Below are 19,365 nucleotides of genomic sequence, written 5' to 3' on the forward strand. Positions count from 1 at the left end.
GTCGTGCCGGCTTATCAAATCCAGGAACACAAGTTCGACATGGTCGTGGTCGGCGCCGGTGGCGCGGGCCTGCGTGCGACCTTCGGTCTCGCCCAGAAGGGCCTGAAGACGGCGTGCATCACCAAGGTCTTCCCGACGCGTTCGCACACCGTCGCGGCACAGGGCGGCGTGGCCGCTGCGCTCGCGAACATGGGCGAGGACGACTGGCGCTACCACTTCTTCGACACCGTAAAGGGTTCGGACTGGCTGGGTGACCAGGACGCGATCGAGTACATGTGCAAGGAAGCGATTCCGGCGATCGTCGAACTCGAGCATTACGGCGTGCCGTTCTCGCGCACCGAGGACGGCCGCATCTACCAGCGTCCGTTCGGTGGGATGACCACGCGCTTCGGCGAAGGCCCGCCGGCGCAGCGCACCTGCGCGGCGGCCGATCGCACCGGCCACGCGATCCTGCACACGCTGTACCAGCAGTCGCTCGCGCATGACGCGCAGTTCTTCATCGAATACTTCGCGCTCGACCTGATCATGGACCAGCACGGCGCCTGCCGTGGCGTGCTCGCCCTCGACATGGCCGAAGGCACGCTGCATCTGTTCCGCGCGCAGGGCACTGTGCTGGCGACGGGTGGCTACGGTCGCGCCTATTTCAGCGCCACTTCTGCGCACACCTGCACCGGCGACGGCGGCGGCATGGCGCTGCGCGCGGGCCTCGGGATGCAGGACATGGAATTCGTGCAGTTCCACCCGACCGGTATCTACGGCGCGGGCTGCCTGATCACAGAGGGTGTGCGCGGCGAAGGCGGCATCCTGCGCAACTCCAACGGCGAGCGCTTCATGGAGCGCTACGCGCCGAGCGTGAAGGACCTCGCCCCGCGCGACATGGTCAGCCGCGCGATGACGATCGAAATCCGCGAAGGCCGCGGCGTCGGCGAGCACAAGGACCACATCCTGCTCGACCTCACGCACCTCGGTCCCGAAGTGATCCACGAGAAGCTGCCGGGTATCGCAGAGTCGGCACGCATCTTCGCGGGCGTCGATGTCGAAAAGCAGCCGATCCCGGTGCTGCCGACCGTGCACTACAACATGGGTGGCATTCCGACCAACTACCACGGCGAAGTGGTGCAGTTGCGCGAAGGCAACCCGGACGCGGTCGTTCCCGGCCTGTACGCCATCGGCGAAGCCGCGTGCGTATCGGTACACGGCGCCAATCGCCTCGGTTCGAACTCGCTGCTCGACCTCGTCGTGTTCGGCCGCGCCGTCGCCAATCGCGCGGCGGAAACGATCAAGCCGAACGGCGATCCGGGCAAGCTCGCTTCCGATGCCTGCGATGCTTCGCTGGCGCGCCTCGACAGGCTGCGCAACGCGAGCGGCGGCACGCCGACTTCGATCATTCGCGACAAGATGCAGCGCACGATGCAGGCCGACGCCGCGGTGTTCCGTACCGGTGAAACGCTGGCCGATGGCGTGCGCAAGATGCGCGAGATCCACGCGTCGTTCGCCGACGTGCGCGTCAGCGACCGCTCGCTGGTATGGAACTCTGACCTGATCGAAACGTTCGAATTGTCGAACCTGCTCGACCAGGCGCTCGCGACAATCGTTTCCGCCGAGAACCGCCAGGAGTCGCGCGGCGCGCATGCCCGCGAGGACTTCCCGGACCGTGACGACGCCAACTGGCAGAAGCACACCCTGTGCTGGGTCGATGGCGCCGGCAACACCGCCATCGACTACCGCCCGGTGCATATGTACACGCTGACGGACGACGTCGCCGTGGTGCCCCCGAAGAAGCGCGTCTACTGAGGACGATGCAATGAACCCTGCTTACGTTGCAGCGATCATCTTCATGCTGGCTTGCGGCTGGCGCGCATGGGTGATTTTGCGCGACGCACAGCCGTGGATCCGCTCTATCGGGTCTGTGTTCAGTGCGATCGCCCCACTGCCTGTCTTCCTGGTTGTGGTCATCTATCACTACGCAGCCAAGCGCACACAGCGCCTGGGCGCCGTGGCAACTCAGTAAGAGACACCGCCCAAATGGCCGAATTCACTCTCCCTAAAAACTCGCAGATCCAGAAGGGCCGGCATTGGGCTTCGCCCGGCGCGAAGCAGCCGCGCACCTTCAAGGTCTACCGCTGGAATCCCGACGACGGCATGAACCCGCGCGTAGACACCTACGAGGTGGACATGGCGGCCTGCGGTCCGATGGTTCTCGACGCGCTGATCAAGATCAAGAACGAGATCGATCCGACGCTGACATTCCGCCGTTCCTGCCGCGAAGGCATCTGCGGTTCGTGCGCGATGAACATCGACGGCACCAACACGCTGGCCTGCACCAAGGCGATCGACGACTGCAGCAAGCCGGAAGTGCCGGTCTATCCGCTGCCGCACATGCCGGTGGTGAAGGACCTGGTGCCTGATCTCACGCATTTCTATGCGCAGTACGCGTCGATCAAACCGTGGCTGCGCACGCAGAGCCCGACGCCGTCCGATCGCGAGCGCCTGCAGTCGCCGGCCGACCGCAAGAAGCTCGACGGCCTGTACGAATGCATCCTGTGCGCGTGCTGCTCGACCTCGTGTCCGAGTTACTGGTGGAACGGCGAACGTTACCTCGGCCCGGCAGTCCTGTTGCAGGCCTACCGCTGGATCGTCGATTCGCGCGACGAAGATACCGGTGCGCGCCTGGACGATCTCGAAGATCCGTTCAAGCTGTATCGCTGCCACACGATCATGAACTGCGCGCGGACGTGCCCGAAGGGATTGAACCCGGCGCTCGCGATCGCCGAGATCAAGAAGCTGATGCTGGCCCGGCGGGTCTGAGGCGGGACGGAAGGCTTGGAGCAATCACAAAAGGCGTGCAATGCACGCCTTTTGCTTGAGGGGTAATGGACATGGGGAACAATGCGATCTTCCTGCCCACAGTGGCGATGGCGGCACTTACCTTCGTCGTGTGGCTGCGGATGTACATGACGCGCATCGGGCAGATGAAGCGGGAGCGCATCCACCCGCAATCGGTCGCAACGTCCGCACAGGCAACGGCGAAGCTGACCGACAGCCGCGCGGCGGACAACTTCCGCAACCTGTTCGAACTCCCGGTACTTTTCTACCTAGCCATCGCGGTCGCTGCGCAGGCCGGGCTGGTCACGGCCACGGTGCTGGTGCTGGCATGGCTCTTCGTTGCATTGCGTATCGCACACAGCTGGATCCAGTGCACCTACAACAAGGTCATGCACCGCTTCTACGTGTACTGCGCCGGCGGCACCGTGTTGTGGATTCTGTGGGCTGTGCTCGGCTACGGATTGCTGCGCGCATGAGCGAGGCCGATGACGCCGAACTGCGCCGCCTGCGTTGGAAATGCCGGCGTGGCATGCGCGAGTTGGACCAGCTGTTTACACGCTATCTGGACCGCGAATGGCGGCAATCTTCCGAAGCGGAACGCGCAGTTTTCCTACGGCTCCTGGAAAGCGAAGACGATAGGCTCTGGCATTGGTTCATGGGCCATGAAGTTGCCGACGATGTCGAAATCCAGACCCTGGTCGAACGTATCCGCTCCCTGCCGCCTTGATTGGCGGCCCTCGCGTGTCTTGGTGACGATGCTGCGTGTGCTTGGCTTGCTCGCTGCCATCGCCGTGGTCGCTTCCGAGTTGCCCTTGATGATTGCCGTACCTTTGGCCTGCAGTGCGGTGCTGTATGGCGAACGGCTTGCCCGGCGCGAAAGCCGGCGCAAAATGGCCGAGATCGTCATTCCCCCGAACGAGGCAATCCCAACCATAGACGGATCGTCGATGGAAGATCTGCAGGTTCAATGGCGAGGACCATTGGCTTTCCTGCACTGGCACGACGAGCAGGGCAGGCGCCAATGCCTGCAGGGTTGGCCGGACAACCTTGCTCCGGCCGAGCGGCGTGAACTGCGGCTGGCCATGGCCGCACGTGCCCCGGCGCATTCACCGCGTTCGGTGGCACCATAGCCGCCTCGTTTCACGGGCATCCGCATGTTCAAACCCGTACCCGTTGCCATCGGCCTGCGCTATCTGCGCGCCAAACGCCGTAATGGCTTCATTTCCTTTATTTCCTTTGCATCGATCGTGGGTATCGCGCTCGGCGTGGCCATCCTCATCACCACGATGGCGGTGATGGGTGGCTTCCAGCGGGAGATACGCGATCGCATGTTGCAGATGACCGCGCATGCGACCGTCAGCGGTTACGGCGAACCCGTGCAGGACTGGCAGCATGCAGTGGAAGTTGCGGCAGCCGACAAGCGCGTCGCCGGCGCCGCTCCCTACGTCGAGAAGGAGGCGCTGATTTCGGGCGTGCGCAACCAGCCTGCACTGATCCGCGGCGTGGTGCCGGCGGAAGAGGGCAAGGTGTCGGTGCTCGCGGAGAAGATGGTCGAGGGCAAGCTCGATCAACTCACGCCCGGTAGCTTCAACATCGTGCTGGGACGCGAACTTGCACTGTGGCTGGGTGTTGGTGTCGGAGATAGCGTGATCGCAACCACGTCCGATTTCCGCAGCACCCCAATGGGGGCGATCGCCACGCAGAAGCGGTTCCTGGTCAGCGGCATCTTCGAGGCCGGCTACAACGATTTCGACAAAGGTCTCGCCGTCGTCAACATGAAGGACCTGCAGCGCGTGCTGCGCATGGGCGAGGGCGTCACCGGTGTTCGCCTGAAGATGCACGACATGGATTCGGCGTTCGACGTCGCGCGTGATCTGGCAATGAAGCTCAAGGGCCCGTACAGCGTCAGCGACTGGAGCCAGGAGAACGCCAACCTCTTCCGCGCGCTGAAGATGGAAAAGACGGTCATGGCGATCCTGCTGGCTTTCATCATCGGCATGGGCGCCTTCAACCTGGTGAACTCGCAGGTCATGCTCGTGACCGACAAGCAGGCTGACATCGCGATCCTGCGCACGCTGGGACTGACGCCGCGCGGGGTGATGAAGGTGTTCATGGTGCAGGGCACGCTGATCGGCGTGATCGGGACCACGATCGGCGTGATCGGCGGGATCCTGCTGACGCTCAACCTCGAACACATCCTGCGCTTCATCGAACGCGTCTTCGGCGTGCAACTGCTGCCTGAAGACGTCTATTACATCACCGGGCTGCCTACAAACCTGCAGGTCAGCGACGTGGTGCTGACGGCGGCCGCGGCCTTGATCATGGCCTTCCTGGCGACGGTCTATCCGGCCTGGCGCGCGGCGCGCACGGCCCCGGCGGAGGCGCTGCGCTATGAGTGAGCAGGTCATGCATGAAGCAGTGATCCGCGCCGAGGACCTCGGCAAGACCTACGCCGAAGGCAAGCTGCGCACGCCGGTGTTCGATGGGCTCGCGCTGTCGGTGGCGAGAGGCGAAACCGTCGCGATCCTGGGGGCATCGGGTGCCGGCAAGAGCACGTTGCTGCACCTGCTCGGTGGCCTCGACACGCCGACTGCGGGCGAGGTCTATGTTTCGGGCCAGAAGATGAGTGCGCTGTCCGACGCTGCCCGAGGCGCGTTGCGCAACAAGGCACTTGGCTTCGTCTATCAGTTCCATCACCTGCTTCCCGAATTCACCGCGCTGGAAAACGTGATGCTGCCGGTGCTGTTAAACGGCACGGGTGTCCAGGACGCTTCGCAACATGCCAAGGCGCTGCTGGAGTCGGTCGGCCTCGGTCATCGCCTCGAACACAAGCCCGGTGAGCTCTCGGGCGGCGAGCGCCAGCGTGCAGCCGTCGCGCGCGCGTTGGTCAACCGCCCGGCCTGCGTGCTCGGCGACGAGCCCACGGGCAACCTCGATGAGAAAACGGCGGCGACAGTCTTCGAACTGATGCTCGCGCTCAATCGCGAACACCACACCAGTCTTGTGCTGGTCACGCATGCGCGAGCGCTGGCACGGCGAATGGATCGCGTGCTGGAGCTGCATGAAGGCAAGCTCCGCGAACTGAGACGCGACGAGGTCTAGCACAGATGAAATACGTGGCAGGGACGCCACTTCTCACATCCATCGTTGGAATCCCGGTAGCGCTCGCGCTGCTGGGCGGCGTGATGGCATGCCTTTGGCTGCCGTGGCTGGCGCCGTGGTGGTTGTCGCTGGTCCTGCTGCCCGCCGGCATTGTGGGCTGGGCGAACTGGCCGGCACTTCCGCTTCGCGTACATCTTCCGGATGCATCCCGGCGGCGAATCCTGGGTGCCTTCCTGTGTGGTTTCGCATGGACCAGCCTGCACGGGGCGCATGCGCTTGCCGTGCAGCTTCCCTCGTCGCTCGAGAAGCAGGAAACGATCGTCACCGGCCGCATCGTCGACCTGCCGGAGCATGAGCCACGACGCACGCGCTTCATGTTCGAAATCGACCTGAATGGAGCGAAGCAACCCGAACTGCAGGGCCGGACGCTCAAACTTGCGTGGTACGACGATGAGCATCGCGAGGATGCACCGCATCCGCGTTTCGGGCTGAAAGCCGGACAACGCTGGTCATTGCCGGTGCGCCTGCGTGCGCCGCGAGGCCTGCGCAACCCGGGTGGCACCGATGCGGAGAAGTTCGCGATGGCGCAACGCCTTGCCGCGACGGGTTACGTCTATGCGCCGGAAATGGCGGAGTGTCTCTCGGCACCGCATGGCCTCGAAGCCTGGCGCGAAACGATGTCCGCACGTATCGCCCGACAGGTACCTTCGCCCAGTTCGCGTTTCATAAGCGCACTCGCACTCGGCGATACCCGAGCGCTTGGCGATGCGGACTGGGAGGCATTGCGTGCGAACGGGTTGACTCACCTGATAGCGATCTCGGGCTTCCATGTGGGGCTGGTTGCCGGCTTCTTCGCCCTTATCGTGCGCGGCGTGTGGTGGCTGGCGCCTATGCTTGGGCGGCGCTCGCCGCTGCCGATCACGGCCGCGCTGGCAGCCGTCTTCGGTGCTGCTCTGTACGCGGCCGTAGCGGGTTTCGCGCTTCCCACGTTGCGAACGGTGCTGATGATCGCCGTGGTCGCGGCGGCGCGAACCTGGCGCAGGCCGGCGCGAGCGTTTCCGGCGCTGGCGATGGCGGCGATCGCCATCATCCTGGTGGATCCGCTCGCAGTGACGGGCGCCGGCTTCTGGCTGAGTTTCCTCGGCGTTGCGTGGTTGCTGTGGTGCCTGCCGCATGGTGTTGGCAATCCGTTACGGGAGTTCCTGTCGGCGCAGGGCGTGGCCACCATGGGGCTGTTGCCGCCGAGCGTGGTTCTGTTCGGGCAGGCGTCGCTCGCAGGGCCGGTCGCGAATCTCGTGGCCGTTCCGTGGTGGAGCCTGGTCGTGGTTCCGCTGGCGCTGGTGGGCCTGCTGCTCGAAGCAGTGCATCCAGGTGCGGGTGGCTGGGCGTGGCGTCTCGCCGCCTGGTGCTTCGACCTGAGCTGGCCGTTGTTCGAGTGGCTGTCCCGCAGCGGCCTCGCACTCTGGTGGTTGCCCGAGCCGCGCTGGTTCGCGTTGCCGCTGGCACTGATCGCGGCGTTCTGGTTGCTGTTGCCAAGAGGCACCCCGGGAAAATGGCTGGCGTTGCTGTTGTGGCTGCCGTTGCTGTGGCCGGATCGCCATGTGCCGGAACAAGGCGAAGTCGAGTTGCTGGTGATCGACGTGGGGCAGGGCTTGTCCGTGCTCGTGAGAACGCATGAACACGCCCTGCTTTACGACATGGGGCCTGCAGTGCGCGATGGCTTCGATGCGGGCGAGCGTGCGGTCGTGCCCGCGCTGCATGCCCTGGGTGTGTGGCGTGTCGATCGCGCCGTCATCAGCCACGGCGACAACGATCACGCAGGTGGTTTCGGTGCCGTCGACATGCAGTTCCCGGTGGCGGACCTGCTTGCGCCGCATGGGGTTACATTGCCGAACGCGTCGAAGGCGTGCACTGCAGGACGGCACTGGAACTGGGATGGCGTCGAATTCCGCTTCCTGCATCCGCCGTCGCATTTTCCCTATCTGGCTAACGAATCCAGTTGCGTGCTTCGCATCGAAAGCACGCGCGGCAGTGTCCTGCTCACTGGCGACATCGGCGAGGTGATCGAACGCGATCTGGTGCGGCTTCATCCTCAAGACCTGCGCACGGACGTGGTCCTGATCGCGCACCACGGCAGCGCGGGTTCGTCCGATCCGTCGTTCGTCGAGGCCACGCATCCGCGCCTCGCTCTGGTGTCGTCCGGCCACGGAAACCGCTTCGGACATCCGCGTCCCGACGTAATCCAGCGCTGGCAGCACATCGGCGCGCAGACCTTCGACACGTCGGCAAGCGGTGCACTGCGAGTACGGTTCACGTCCTCCGGACCGGACGTTGAAACGCGACGCGGCGCACAGCCGCGATGGTGGGATGCATCCCGCAGACCTTGATATACCGCGGCAAGAGGCTTGATCGGCCGGGTTTTGCCCCGAAATATCGCCACCGCCCTGTCCGCTCCGTATGCTATCGGCCGGATTGCCACAAGACGGCCAAGAGCCGGAGGTTTGCGCGTGCTGGAACTGGTCAAGGCCGGCGGTTGGCCGATGATTCCGCTGATCCTGTTGTCGGTGCTGGCGCTGACGATCATCGTCGAGCGCGCGTGGACGCTGCGGCGCCGCGCCGTGCTGCCGCCGGGACTGGGCAAGGAAGTGCGGACCTGGGCCGGTGGCGGCAAGCTGGATCCGGCGCACATCGAGTCCCTGCGCGCGACTTCACCGTTGGGCGCGCTGCTGGCCGCGGCACTGGATGTGCGCAACCGTCCGCGTGACCTCATCCGCGAGCGCATCGAGGACGTGGGTCGCCACCTCGTGCATCGCATGGAGCGTTACCTCAACACGCTGGGCACCATTTCCGCAGCCGGTCCGCTGCTGGGCCTGTTCGGCACCGTGGTCGGCATGATCCAGATGTTCCTCGGCATCCTCGACCATGGCATCGGTGACGTGAACCAGTTGGCCGGCGGCATTGGCAAGGCGCTAGTCTGCACGGCGAGCGGCATGATCGTCGCGATTCCGGCGTTGATCGCGCATCGCTGGTTCCGCGGCCGCATCGCCGAATACATCGTCGACATGGAGCACGAAGCCATCCAGCTGCTCGACACCATCGAACCGCGCCCCGCGTCCGCACGCATGGCGCCAGGCACGCACGGCATCACGCCGCCGGTGGGCACGCCCTGATGCGCTCGACGCATGAGTGCGCGGTGCTGCGTGCAATGAGTCAAAATCCATGAGAATCCGCGACCACCGCAAGGACGACGAGCCCGAGATCAACCTGATCCCGCTCATCGACGTCATCCTCGTCCTGATCATCTTCTTCGTGATCACCGCCACGTTCGATGCGCGTTCCGTACTGAAGCTGCAACTGCCCAAGGCCACGGGCGAAGCAGTGACGGACACCACGCGCGCACTGAGCGTGCTGGTGAATGCCGACGGCCGCTACTTCGTCGACGACCGCGAAGTGTTGCGCGATGACGTCGAATCGTTGAAGGCGACGCTGGCTGAAGTCGCGGGGGCCGATCGCGATCGCAAGGTCCTCCTGCGCGCCGATGCGCGCACGCCGCACCAGGCCGTCGTGACGGCCTACGATGCGCTCGGGCAGCTCGGATTCCGCCAGGTAATGATCGCGACAGCGCCCGAAGTCCGCGCGCAAGGAAAGACGCAGTGACGCAGTCTGTCTCGCGCTGGCAGATCTACCGGCGCCTGACCGGGTTCGCACGCGGCTACCGCGGTCTGCTGGCGTTCGCGTTTGTCGGCATGGTGATCGAAGCCGCCGCGGGCGGCGCCTTCACCAAGTTGATGGAGCCGGTGGTCAACATCACCTTCATCGACAAGCAGGAGCGGCTGAGCCTGTTCCTGCCGCTCGCGATCATCGGCATCTTCGTGATCCGCGGTATCGCCGGCTACGTCACCGACATGTGCATGGGCCGTTCCGGACGCGGCATTGCGCGCGACATGCGCGTGCGGGTGCTCGACAAGTACCTGCGCCTGCCGGGTTCGCGCTTCGACTCCGAGCCGGTGCCGTCGATGCTGGTGCGCCTGGGCTCCGACAGCGACCAGGTCGCGCAGGCCGCCATCGATGCGATGAAGGTGATGCTGCAGCAGTCCTTCCAGGTGATCGCCGCGCTCATCGTGATGCTGTGGACCAGCTGGCAGGTGACCGTCGCGATCCTGCTGATGGCGCCCCCACTCGCATGGATGATGGACAAGGTCGGCAAGCGCTATCGACGCATCAGCCACCGCATCCAGGAGAGCGGCGGCAAGCTGATGCAGGCTGCCGACCAGGCGCTCTCGAACCAGCAGGAAGTAAAGGTCTACGGCGCGCAGGCCGTCGAGATGCAACGTTATGCCGCGCAGGCCGACACGCACCTGAAACTCAGCCTGAAGGTCGAGTCCACGCGCAGCATTTCTTCCGCCGTGGTGCAACTGATGGGCGCAGTGGGCCTGGCGCTGCTGCTGTTCTTCGCCGGGCGTGAAGCGATGGCAGGGCGACTTTCCGCTGGCGGCTTCGTCGCGTTGATGATGTCCATGATGGCGATCATCCCGGCGCTCAAGCAGCTCACCAACGTGCAGAACATGCTGCAGAAGGGCATCGCTTCAGCCGAGCGCCTCTTCAACGTGCTCGATGCTCCGGATGAAGCCGATACGGGCACGCGACCATTGTCGCGTGCACAAGGCGTCATCGAGTTCCGGGACGTTACGGCGCGTTATCCCGGGCAGGACCGTCCCGCGCTGGCCGCTGTCAGCTTCATTGCGAAACCGGGCACCGTCACCGCCATCGTCGGCCGTTCCGGCAGCGGCAAGTCCTCATTGATCAAGCTCATTCCGCGCTTCTACGAACCGGAAGCCGGCCGGATCCTGCTCGACGGCCATCCGCTCGACGAATACAGGCTCGCCGACGTGCGTCGCCAGATCGCGCTGGTTGGGCAACAGGTGATGCTGTTCGACGGCACCATCGCCGGCAACATCGCGTATGGCGAGATGCAGGAAGCTGATGAGGATGCGCTCGAACGCGCAGTCCGCGGCGCGAACGCGATGGAGTTCGTCGAACGGCTGCCCGAAGGCATGACGACCCACATCGGCGCGAAAGGCAACAAGCTTTCAGGCGGCCAACGCCAGCGCGTCGCCATCGCGCGCGCGATGCTCAAGGATGCGCCGATCCTGATCCTCGACGAAGCCACGGCTGCGCTCGATACCGAATCCGAACGGCTCGTGCAGGACGCGCTGAACCACCTCATGCCCAACCGCACCACGCTGGTGATCGCGCACCGTCTGTCCACGATCGAACATGCCGACCAGGTGCTGGTGATGGACCAGGGCCGCATCGTCGAGCGCGGCACGCACGCCGGACTGCTCGCGCAGGGCGGCCTGTATGCGCACCTGCATCGCATGCAGTTCCGCGAAGGGGAATAGCGCAATGCCGGCCGGGCAGCGTCCCGAGTACTGGTACAGCGACGCGCGCGTCCCGCTGGTCCCGCGCCTGTTGTCGGCGGTATACGCCGCGATCACCGGGCTCCGCCGCAGGTTGTACGAGAAGAACATCCTTCGCGGCCGCCGCTGCGACGTGCCTGTCATCGTCGTCGGCAACATCAGCGTGGGAGGCACGGGCAAGACGCCGCTGACCATTGCCCTGGTGCAGCGCCTGCAGGCGGAAGGATTCAGGCCAGGCGTGGCCAGCCGCGGTTATGGCCGCGAGGAACCCGCGCAACCGCGCTGGGTCGACCGCGAAAGCAACCCGGCGAAGGTAGGCGACGAGCCCGCGCTGATCGCGCACCACACCGGCGCCAGGCTGCGCGTCGACCGCGACCGCGTGGCGGCCGCCACGGCGCTGGTGAAGGCAGGCTGCGACGTGATCGTCTGTGACGATGGCCTTCAGCACTACCGGCTTGCGCGCGACGTCGAGATCGAAGTCATCGACGGCCGCCGTCGCTACGGCAATGCACAGCGACTGCCCGCAGGACCGTTGCGCGAACCCGTGGAGCGCGCGCAACGCTGCGACTTCCGTGTAGTGAACCTCGGCGGGACTGCGACGCAGGGTGGCAACGTCGGCGCAGGATTCGGCGAATGGCCGATGCGGTTGCTGGCGGACCACGCTTCACCGCTCACGGGCGGCCGTGCACGGCCGCTGGCTTCGTTCGCGGGCCAGCGTGTGCATGCCGTGGCCGGGATCGGCGATCCCGAGCGGTTCTTCGCGATGCTGCGCGGCTTTGGGATCGCGGTGGTGCCGCATGCCTTTGACGACCACCATCGCTATGTTGCCGCGGACTTCGAGTTCGGCAGCCGTTTGCCGGTGCTGATGACCGAGAAGGATGCGGTGAAGTGCGTGGAGTTCGCACGCGACGACCATTTCAGCGTGCCGGTGCGCGCAGAGTTGCCGGAGGCGTTCTGGGTGACGCTGCTCGACAAGGTGCGTGCCGCGATCCGATAAGGGCCCATTGCCCCGTGCCTTCTACAGTGCACGGGACGGGCTGTGGTCGAATGTGCAGCGTCCACGGGGGCCCAGACGTCCGTGGAAAACCGCCCGGCTTCGCCGGAATGACGAAACAGGGAAAGATCCATGAGCGCATCCGATTTCGTAGTCGCCATTCCCGCCCGATACGCTGCTTCGCGCCTGCCTGGCAAGCCGTTGCGCCTGCTCGCAGGCGAACCGCTCGTGTTGCATGTCGCGCGTCGCGCACTGGTAGCCGGCGCCCGCGAAGTCTGGGTCGCCGCGGATGACCAGCGGATCGCCGACGCGCTCGATGGAAGTGGCGTGCGCGTCGCCATGACCGCAACCTCACATCCGTCCGGCACCGACCGGCTCGCCGAATGCGCGAGGATCGCGGGCTGGTCCGACGACACCATCGTCGTGAACCTGCAGGGCGACGAACCGTTCGCGCCAGCGGAAGGCATCAGCGCCGTTGCCGGGTTGCTGCGTGACAGTGGCGCCGAAATGGCGACCCTCGGTGCGTCGATCACCGATGCCGAGACGCTATTCGATCCCAATGCCGTGAAACTGGTACAGGCCGCGAATGGCGACGCGCTGTACTTCAGCCGCGCGCCGGTGCCGTGGCCACGCGACGCCTTCATGCGCGATCGCAGCCAGTTGCCCGAAGGCGGGCATTGGCTACGCCATATCGGCATCTATGCCTACCGCGCCGGTTTCCTGCAGCACTTTGCCGCGATGCCGCCCGGACGGCTCGAGCAGATCGAATCGCTGGAACAACTGCGCGTGCTCGAAGCCGGCTTCCGTATTGCCGCGATGCAGACGCCGGCGCCATTCCCGCCGGGCGTCGATACACCGGAAGACCTCGCGCGCGCCGAAGCCCGCGTCGCCGGGAAGGCCTGAGTCGTGCCGGCCACACGCGAGCCGCAGCCCATGCGCCTGCTGGTCGTCTGTCTCGGCAACATCTGCCGCTCGCCGATGGCAGAAGGCATGCTGCGTGCGCGCATCGAAGCGTCGCCACTGGCGGGGCAGGTCATCCTCGATTCGGTCGGCACCGGCAACTGGCATGCGGGAGAGCCGCCCGATCCGCGCGCCATCACAACCGCCGCACGCCATGGCGTCGACATCTCGGGACTGCGTGCGCGCCAGCTTTCGCGCGACGACTACAGCAGGCACGACTGGCTGCTCTGCGCGGACCGCGACAACCTGCGCGACGTCCGCGCCCGTGGACCAGCCGAAGCGCATTCACGTTGTGCGCTGCTGCTGGAGTGGGCGGGCATGGCGGCGGATACCGACGTGCGCGATCCCTACACCGGGGACGATGCGGAATTCGAAGCGGTGTGGGCGATGCTCGATCGCGCCGCGCACGGCGTCGTAACACGCCTGGAAGGCGAGCTCCGCGCCCGCGAAAGCGCTTGAGCTACCGCATAATCGGCCATACATCAGCCAGCCGGTGCCTGCAGGTCCGACGACCCCGTTCGACGATTCCGTCCGACGGATTCCGATCCGATGCCCCCGATCCGATGACCCCGTTCCGATGAGTTCTTCCACGCCAGCCTTCGACGGCAAGGCCTTCGTCAAGGGCTTGAGCACCGCGCCGGGCGTTTACCGCATGATCGCCGCCGACGACGCCGTGCTCTACGTCGGCAAGGCGAGCGCGCTGAAGAATCGCGTCGCCAGCTACTTCAACGCATCGCCGAAGTCGCCGCGCATCGCCACGATGCTCGCGCAGGTCGCGCGCATGGAAGTCACGGTCACGCGCACCGAGACCGAAGCACTGCTGCTCGAAAACCAGCTGATCAAGTCGCTCAAGCCGCGCTACAACGTCCAGCTTCGCGACGACAAGAGCTATCCCTACGTGCTGCTGACCAGCGAAAGCTGGCAGCGCATCGGCCTGCACCGCGGACCGCGTGCGGTGCCCGGACGCTACTTCGGGCCGTATGCGAGCGTCGGCGCGGTGCGCGAGACCCTCAACCTGATGCACAAGCTGTTCCGCCTGCGCAGCTGCGAGGACAGCGTTTTCCGCAATCGTTCGCGTCCCTGCCTGCAGCACCAGATCGGACGTTGCAGCGCGCCGTGCGTCGGACTGGTAACGCCCGAAGATTATGCCGAGAGCGTGCGCCGTGCCTGTCTGTTCCTCGATGGCCGCAGCGATGAACTGAGCGACGAACTCGGCAAGGCGATGGAGTCGGCGAGCGAGCGCCTCGACTTCGAGGAAGCCGCGCGCCTGCGCGACCTGATGCAATCGATCCGCAGCCTGCAGGCGCGCCAGTACGTCGATGGCCGCGCCGCCGACCTCGACGTGCTGGCGGTTGCGATGCAGGACGCCGCCGCGTGCGTGCTGCTGCTCGCCTTCCGCGATGGCCGCAACCTGGGGACGCGGGCTTTCTTTCCCAAAACCGGCGGCACTACCGATGCCGCGGAAGTGCTCGCCGCCTTCGTTTCGCAGTACTACGCCGAACAGGCCCCGCCGCGGGAAATCGTGCTCGACCGTGACATTCCCGACCGCGAACTCATCGAAGAGGCGCTGTCGCTCACCGGCGACCGCAAGATGCAGATCAAGACCAGCGTGCGCGGCGAACGCGCGGGCTATGTCGATCTCGCGCGGCGCAATGCGGAGATGTCGCTCGCCAGCGAACGCACCAGCCATGCCGCCCAGCGCGCACGCGCCGAGGCATTGCGTGACCTGCTCGCACTGCCTGCGCTGCCCGCGCGGATCGAGTGCTTCGACATCAGCCACACCATGGGCGAAGCGACGGTGGCGTCCTGCGTCGTCTTCGACAGCGAGGGCCCGGTGCGCGGCCAGTACCGGCGCTACAACATCGCCGGAATCGAGCCCGGTGACGATTACGCCGCCATGCACCAGGCGATCGACCGGCGTTTCCGCCGCGCCGTGGAAGAGCAGGGCGTGATGCCGGATGTGCTGTTGATCGACGGCGGCGCCGGCCAGGTGGCGCAGGCGCGGGCCGCGCTGGACGACCTGGGTGTCGAGGGCGTCGCGTTGGTAGGCGTCGCGAAGGGGCCAGCGCGGCGCCCGGGTGACGAGGAGTTGCTGCTTCCCGACGGCCGCATCGTCCATCCCGGCGCGGAATCGCCGGCCCTGCAGTTGGTCCAGCAAGTTCGCGACGAGGCGCACCGCTTTGCCATCACCGGGCATCGTGGTCGCCGCCAGAAGGCGCGCAGTACCAGCCGCCTCGAGGACATTCCCGGCATCGGCCCGAGGCGTCGCGCGGCACTGCTGAAGCACTTTGGCGGGCTGGGCGGTCTCAAGGCCGCCGGAATGGAGGAGATTGCGCGGGTCGAAGGGGTGAATGCGGCGCTGGCCTCGCGCATTTATGCTTCCCTGCACGGACTCGAGGCGGCGGAGAAGGGGCCTGCCAGCACATGAGGGAGCAGGGGCAACCCGCAGGGCCGGGGCTGAGGAGGCGCCGGCCTCACCGCGCTATCGCGCGGCTCGACGTCATCGCTCGGGCGTGGATCGACATACACTTCCTCGCTCTTCCTTGCCCGGCACCTCCTCAGTCCCGGCGCGACCTACTCCTATGTACTAGCAGGCCCGAGGGCGAATGAAGTTGACCGTTCCCACCATGCTGACCCTGCTGCGGATGATGCTCATCCCGGTGCTGGTACTGGTGTTCTATCTGCCTTTCAAATGGACGAATTTCGCCGCGGCGTTCGTCTTCATCCTTGCTTCGGTGACCGACTGGCTGGACGGCTGGATCGCGCGTGCCTACAACCAGTCCTCCGCGTTCGGCGCGTTCCTCGATCCAGTGGCGGACAAGCTGATGGTCGCGGTCGCGTTGCTGCTGATCGTGCAGAAGCACCCGACGCCGTGGATGGCACTCTGGGCCGCCGTGATCATCGGCCGCGAAATCGCCGTGTCCGCGCTGCGCGAATGGATGGCCGAACTCGGCCAGCGCGCCAAGGTGAAGGTCGCCACGATCGGCAAGATCAAGACGATCGTGCAGATGGTCGCGCTGACGTTCCTGCTCTATTTCGAACCGCTGCAGTTCACGGTGGGAGAGCGGAAGTGGAACGTGCCGGTGTTCATCATTGGCGACTGGATGCTGGCCGTGGCCGCGTTGCTGACCCTGTGGTCGGGGCTGGCGTACCTGCATGCCGCATGGCCGGCGCTGCGCGAGGATGGCCGCAACGGCTGAAGGCTCCCGCCGCACCCTGCATGTGAATCGACTTCGCATTCAGGTGTTGACACATTCTTTTCCATGCCTAAAATGGCGCTTCCTCTGCGGGAATAGCTCAGTTGGTAGAGCACGACCTTGCCAAGGTCGGGGTCGCGAGTTCGAGTCTCGTTTCCCGCTCCAGTTTTTCTCGAAGCCCCGTTCGCGGGGCTTCGTTTTTTTCGGATCGGTACGCCGCGGTTTTGCGAAAATGCGGTGGTGTGACAGAATCCGGACGGCTTCAAAGCATTGTTCAAAGCGTCATCCGGCCGGGTGGCAGAGTGGTTATGCAGCGGACTGCAAATCCGCGTACGCCGGTTCAATTCCGACCTCGGCCTCCAGTTTCAAACGAAAGCCCGGCATTGCCGGGCTTTTTTGTGCAGGTAAGCTTGCCCCCAGGCCTGGGTGGCGAAACCGGTATACGCAGCGGACTTAAAATCCGCCGGGGGCGACCCCATGCGGGTTCGAGTCCCGCCCCAGGCACCATCGCCCGCTACATGCACCAGCGTGCCGGCGAGCGCGGGCCGGTCAACAAGGGAAGACGAATGCTGGATCCCCGCAACGCGCGTATCGCCGTCATCGGCCTGGGTTATGTCGGTCTCCCGCTTGCGATTGAATTCGGCCGGCTGTACGAGACGCTCGGCTACGACATCGACGCGCAACGCGTTGCGGACCTGCGTGGAGGCAGGGACGGCAATCACGAGAGTAGCGCCGGGGAAATCGCGTCGGCGGCGAAGTTGCGCTTCAGCGCAGATGCCAGCGACCTGCACGACTGCAACGTGTATGTCGTCACCGTGCCGACGCCGGTGGACGAGCACAAGCGTCCTGACTTCACGCCACTGCGCGAAGCCAGCCGCGTCGTTGGCCGTCTGCTTTCGCGCGGCGACACAGTCATCTATGAGTCCACCGTTTATCCGGGCGCGACGGAAGAGATCTGCGTGCCGCAACTGGAAGCGGCTTCCGGATTGCGCGCCCGGGAATGGCGAAGCGCGAATACGGTGTCGACGTGATGACATCCGCGCCAGCTGCCGGCCAGTACGATGCCGTCGTGCTTGCCGTTGCGCACGACCAATACCGCTCGCTCGGCCCGGAGGGCGCACGCCGTTATGGTCGCGGCAACGCCCTGCTGTATGACATCAAGAGTTTGTACCCACGCGACGCCGTCGACGCGCGGTTGTAACCTGCGACCCATCCGGGCGAAGAGACGGAGAGCCATGCGTTACGCCACCTACGCCACATGCGTTCTGCTCTTCGTTGTTTCGCTCGCCATGGCCGCCTGGCACTCCGGCGGATGGTGGATAGCGGCCGCCATGTTCGCGCTGCTTTCAGCGCTGGGTACGGTAGACCTGCTGCAGAAGCGAAGCACGCTGCGTCGCAACTATCCGTTGCTCGCGCATTTCCGCTATGGGCTTGAATCGATCGGCCCGGAAATGCGCCAGTACTTCATCGAATCCGACACCGCCGAAGTGCCGTTTTCACGCGAACAGCGCGCTCTCGTCTACCAGCGGGCGAAGTCGGTAAACGACACGCGGCCGTTCGGCACGCTGCAGGATGTCTATGGCGCGGATTACGAGTGGATCAACCATTCGTTGCAACCAACCCATCCTGCGTCGTTCGATTTCCGGATCGCGATCGGCGAGAACAGCGCCCAGCCGTATTCGGCCAGCGTGTTCAACATTTCGGCGATGAGTTTCGGTTCGCTTTCGGCCAACGCGATTCGTGCATTGAATCGCGGAGCCAAGCTGGGCGCGTTCTACCACGACACCGGCGAAGGTTCGATTTCGCCGTACCACCGCGAGAACGGTGGCGATCTCGTGTGGGAAATCGGTTCGGGCTACTTCGGTTGCCGCGACGATAACGGTGGCTTCGACCTGGAACGCTTCACCCGGAACGCACGCGAACCGCAGGTGAAGATGGTCGAAATCAAGCTGTCGCAGGGCGCGAAGCCCGGTCACGGCGGCGTGTTGCCCGCGCCGAAGGTGAGCGCGGAAATCTCCGTGACGCGGGGCGTGCCGATGGGCATCGATTGCGTTTCGCCCGCGCAGCACAGCGCGTTCCACACCCCGGTTGGCCTGCTCGAATTCGTTGCGCAGTTGCGCGAAGCCAGCGGCGGCAAGCCGACCGGCTTCAAGCTGGCAATCGGACATCCGTGGGAATGGTTCGGCATCGCCAAGGCGATGCGCGAAACGGGACTGTTGCCGGACTTCATCGTGGTCGATGGTGCGGAAGGCGGCACGGGCGCCGCGCCGGCGGAATTCATCGATCACGTCGGCGTGCCGATGCACGAGGCCCTGATGCTCGTGCACAACACGCTCGCAGGCCTGGACTTGCGAAACCGCATCCGCATCGGTGCGGCAGGGCGAATCACCAGCGCCTTCGACATCGCGCGCACGCTGGCGATGGGGGCCGACTGGTGCAACGCGGGCCGCGGTTTCATGTTCGCGCTCGGCTGCATCCAGGCGCAAAGCTGCCACACCGACCGCTGCCCGAGCGGCGTCGCGACGCAGGATCCGTCGCGCTGGAAGCACCTCGACGTGCCGGACAAGGCCGTACGCGTCTTCAACTTCCACCAGAACACGTTGAAGGCGCTGCGCGACCTGATTGCGGCGGCGGGGCTGACCCATCCGGGCCAGATCGGACCGGAACATATCCTCCGTCGCGTATCGCCGATCGAAGTGCGCTCACTGGCCGCGCTGTACCACTTCCTCGAACCCGGCGAGCTGCTGCACCATGTGCCGGACCACGCGGTGTTCAAGGCGTTCTGGACGGAAGCCCGCAGCGATTCGTTCGCAGCGCCGGAACGCGTGCGGCGCATGCGCGACAGCAAGTCGCTGTAACAGCGCAG

At 65.3% G+C, this 19,365-nt stretch carries 20 protein-coding genes and 3 tRNA genes; all 23 read left to right on the forward strand.

What is annotated here, in order from left to right; genetic code table 11:
- Positions 1-3 precede the first annotated feature (3 nt).
- Positions 4-1,794, forward strand: coding sequence for a succinate dehydrogenase flavoprotein subunit (gene sdhA / locus ASD14_RS11075; RefSeq protein ID WP_056133339.1), 1,791 nt, complete (start codon positions 4-6; stop codon positions 1,792-1,794).
- 10 nt (positions 1,795-1,804) lie between these two features.
- Positions 1,805-2,011, forward strand: a complete 207-nt coding sequence (locus ASD14_RS11080) for a hypothetical protein (protein WP_056133342.1) — start codon at positions 1,805-1,807, stop codon at positions 2,009-2,011.
- A gap of 14 nt (positions 2,012-2,025) precedes the next feature.
- Positions 2,026-2,808 (forward strand): succinate dehydrogenase iron-sulfur subunit, encoded by a 783-nt coding sequence (locus ASD14_RS11085; protein ID WP_056133345.1) that lies wholly within the window; start codon positions 2,026-2,028, stop codon positions 2,806-2,808.
- A 71-nt stretch (positions 2,809-2,879) separates the two neighbouring features.
- Positions 2,880-3,302: an MAPEG family protein gene (locus ASD14_RS11090; RefSeq protein ID WP_162247700.1), complete on the forward strand. Its 423-nt coding sequence runs from the start codon at positions 2,880-2,882 to the stop codon at positions 3,300-3,302.
- Entirely contained in the window at positions 3,299-3,553 is a 255-nt protein-coding gene (locus ASD14_RS11095) for a succinate dehydrogenase assembly factor 2 (RefSeq protein ID WP_056133353.1), read from the forward strand. The genes ASD14_RS11090 and ASD14_RS11095 overlap by 4 nt, the downstream gene beginning before the upstream one ends.
- Positions 3,554-3,581: 28 nt before the next feature.
- Complete coding sequence (locus tag ASD14_RS11100) at positions 3,582-3,956, forward strand: hypothetical protein (RefSeq protein ID WP_235565394.1); 375 nt, start codon at positions 3,582-3,584, stop codon at positions 3,954-3,956.
- 24 nt (positions 3,957-3,980) lie between these two features.
- The gene (locus tag ASD14_RS11105) at positions 3,981-5,225 is read left to right on the forward strand and encodes a lipoprotein-releasing ABC transporter permease subunit (protein ID WP_056133359.1); all 1,245 of its coding nucleotides are present in this window, start codon (positions 3,981-3,983) and stop codon (positions 5,223-5,225) included.
- Entirely contained in the window at positions 5,218-5,928 is a 711-nt protein-coding gene (gene lolD, locus ASD14_RS11110) for a lipoprotein-releasing ABC transporter ATP-binding protein LolD (RefSeq protein WP_056133361.1), read from the forward strand. Before ASD14_RS11105 ends, lolD begins: the two co-directional genes overlap by 8 nt.
- 5 nt (positions 5,929-5,933) lie before the next feature.
- Positions 5,934-8,315, forward strand: a complete 2,382-nt coding sequence (locus ASD14_RS11115; RefSeq protein WP_056133364.1) for a DNA internalization-related competence protein ComEC/Rec2 — start codon at positions 5,934-5,936, stop codon at positions 8,313-8,315.
- A gap of 120 nt (positions 8,316-8,435) precedes the next feature.
- Entirely contained in the window at positions 8,436-9,098 is a 663-nt protein-coding gene (locus ASD14_RS11120) for a MotA/TolQ/ExbB proton channel family protein (protein ID WP_056133573.1), read from the forward strand.
- A 49-nt stretch (positions 9,099-9,147) separates the two neighbouring features.
- Positions 9,148-9,585, forward strand: coding sequence for a biopolymer transporter ExbD (locus ASD14_RS11125; protein WP_056133368.1), 438 nt, complete (start codon positions 9,148-9,150; stop codon positions 9,583-9,585).
- The gene (gene msbA, locus ASD14_RS11130) at positions 9,582-11,330 is read left to right on the forward strand and encodes a lipid A export permease/ATP-binding protein MsbA (protein WP_056133371.1); all 1,749 of its coding nucleotides are present in this window, start codon (positions 9,582-9,584) and stop codon (positions 11,328-11,330) included. The genes ASD14_RS11125 and msbA overlap by 4 nt, the downstream gene beginning before the upstream one ends.
- A gap of 4 nt (positions 11,331-11,334) precedes the next feature.
- Positions 11,335-12,345 (forward strand): tetraacyldisaccharide 4'-kinase, encoded by a 1,011-nt coding sequence (gene lpxK / locus ASD14_RS11135; protein ID WP_056133374.1) that lies wholly within the window; start codon positions 11,335-11,337, stop codon positions 12,343-12,345.
- A 129-nt stretch (positions 12,346-12,474) separates the two neighbouring features.
- Positions 12,475-13,245, forward strand: coding sequence for a 3-deoxy-manno-octulosonate cytidylyltransferase (kdsB, locus tag ASD14_RS11140; RefSeq protein ID WP_056133376.1), 771 nt, complete (start codon positions 12,475-12,477; stop codon positions 13,243-13,245).
- 30 nt (positions 13,246-13,275) lie between these two features.
- Positions 13,276-13,761, forward strand: coding sequence for a low molecular weight protein-tyrosine-phosphatase (locus ASD14_RS11145; RefSeq protein ID WP_056133378.1), 486 nt, complete (start codon positions 13,276-13,278; stop codon positions 13,759-13,761).
- A 118-nt stretch (positions 13,762-13,879) separates the two neighbouring features.
- The gene (gene uvrC, locus ASD14_RS11150; RefSeq protein ID WP_056133381.1) at positions 13,880-15,730 is read left to right on the forward strand and encodes an excinuclease ABC subunit UvrC; all 1,851 of its coding nucleotides are present in this window, start codon (positions 13,880-13,882) and stop codon (positions 15,728-15,730) included.
- Positions 15,731-15,908: 178 nt separating this feature from the next.
- Positions 15,909-16,502 (forward strand): CDP-diacylglycerol--glycerol-3-phosphate 3-phosphatidyltransferase, encoded by a 594-nt coding sequence (pgsA, locus tag ASD14_RS11155; protein WP_056133384.1) that lies wholly within the window; start codon positions 15,909-15,911, stop codon positions 16,500-16,502.
- Positions 16,503-16,588: 86 nt separating this feature from the next.
- Positions 16,589-16,664, forward strand: a tRNA-Gly gene (locus ASD14_RS11160).
- Between the two features lie 123 nt (positions 16,665-16,787).
- Positions 16,788-16,861, forward strand: a tRNA-Cys gene (locus ASD14_RS11165).
- 58 nt (positions 16,862-16,919) lie between these two features.
- Positions 16,920-17,006: transfer RNA gene (locus tag ASD14_RS11170), tRNA-Leu, on the forward strand.
- Between the two features lie 59 nt (positions 17,007-17,065).
- A complete protein-coding gene (locus ASD14_RS11175) occupies positions 17,066-17,530 on the forward strand; it encodes a hypothetical protein (protein WP_082538932.1) in 465 nt (154 codons plus the stop codon).
- Positions 17,530-17,700, forward strand: a complete 171-nt coding sequence (locus tag ASD14_RS11180; protein WP_157475287.1) for a hypothetical protein — start codon at positions 17,530-17,532, stop codon at positions 17,698-17,700. Before ASD14_RS11175 ends, ASD14_RS11180 begins: the two co-directional genes overlap by 1 nt.
- A 34-nt stretch (positions 17,701-17,734) precedes the next feature.
- Positions 17,735-19,357: an FMN-binding glutamate synthase family protein gene (locus tag ASD14_RS11185; protein ID WP_056133391.1), complete on the forward strand. Its 1,623-nt coding sequence runs from the start codon at positions 17,735-17,737 to the stop codon at positions 19,355-19,357.
- The last annotated feature ends 8 nt before the right edge of the window (positions 19,358-19,365 follow it).

This window comes from Lysobacter sp. Root494 (genome assembly GCF_001427225.1).
Taxonomy (GTDB): domain Bacteria; phylum Pseudomonadota; class Gammaproteobacteria; order Xanthomonadales; family Xanthomonadaceae; genus Agrilutibacter.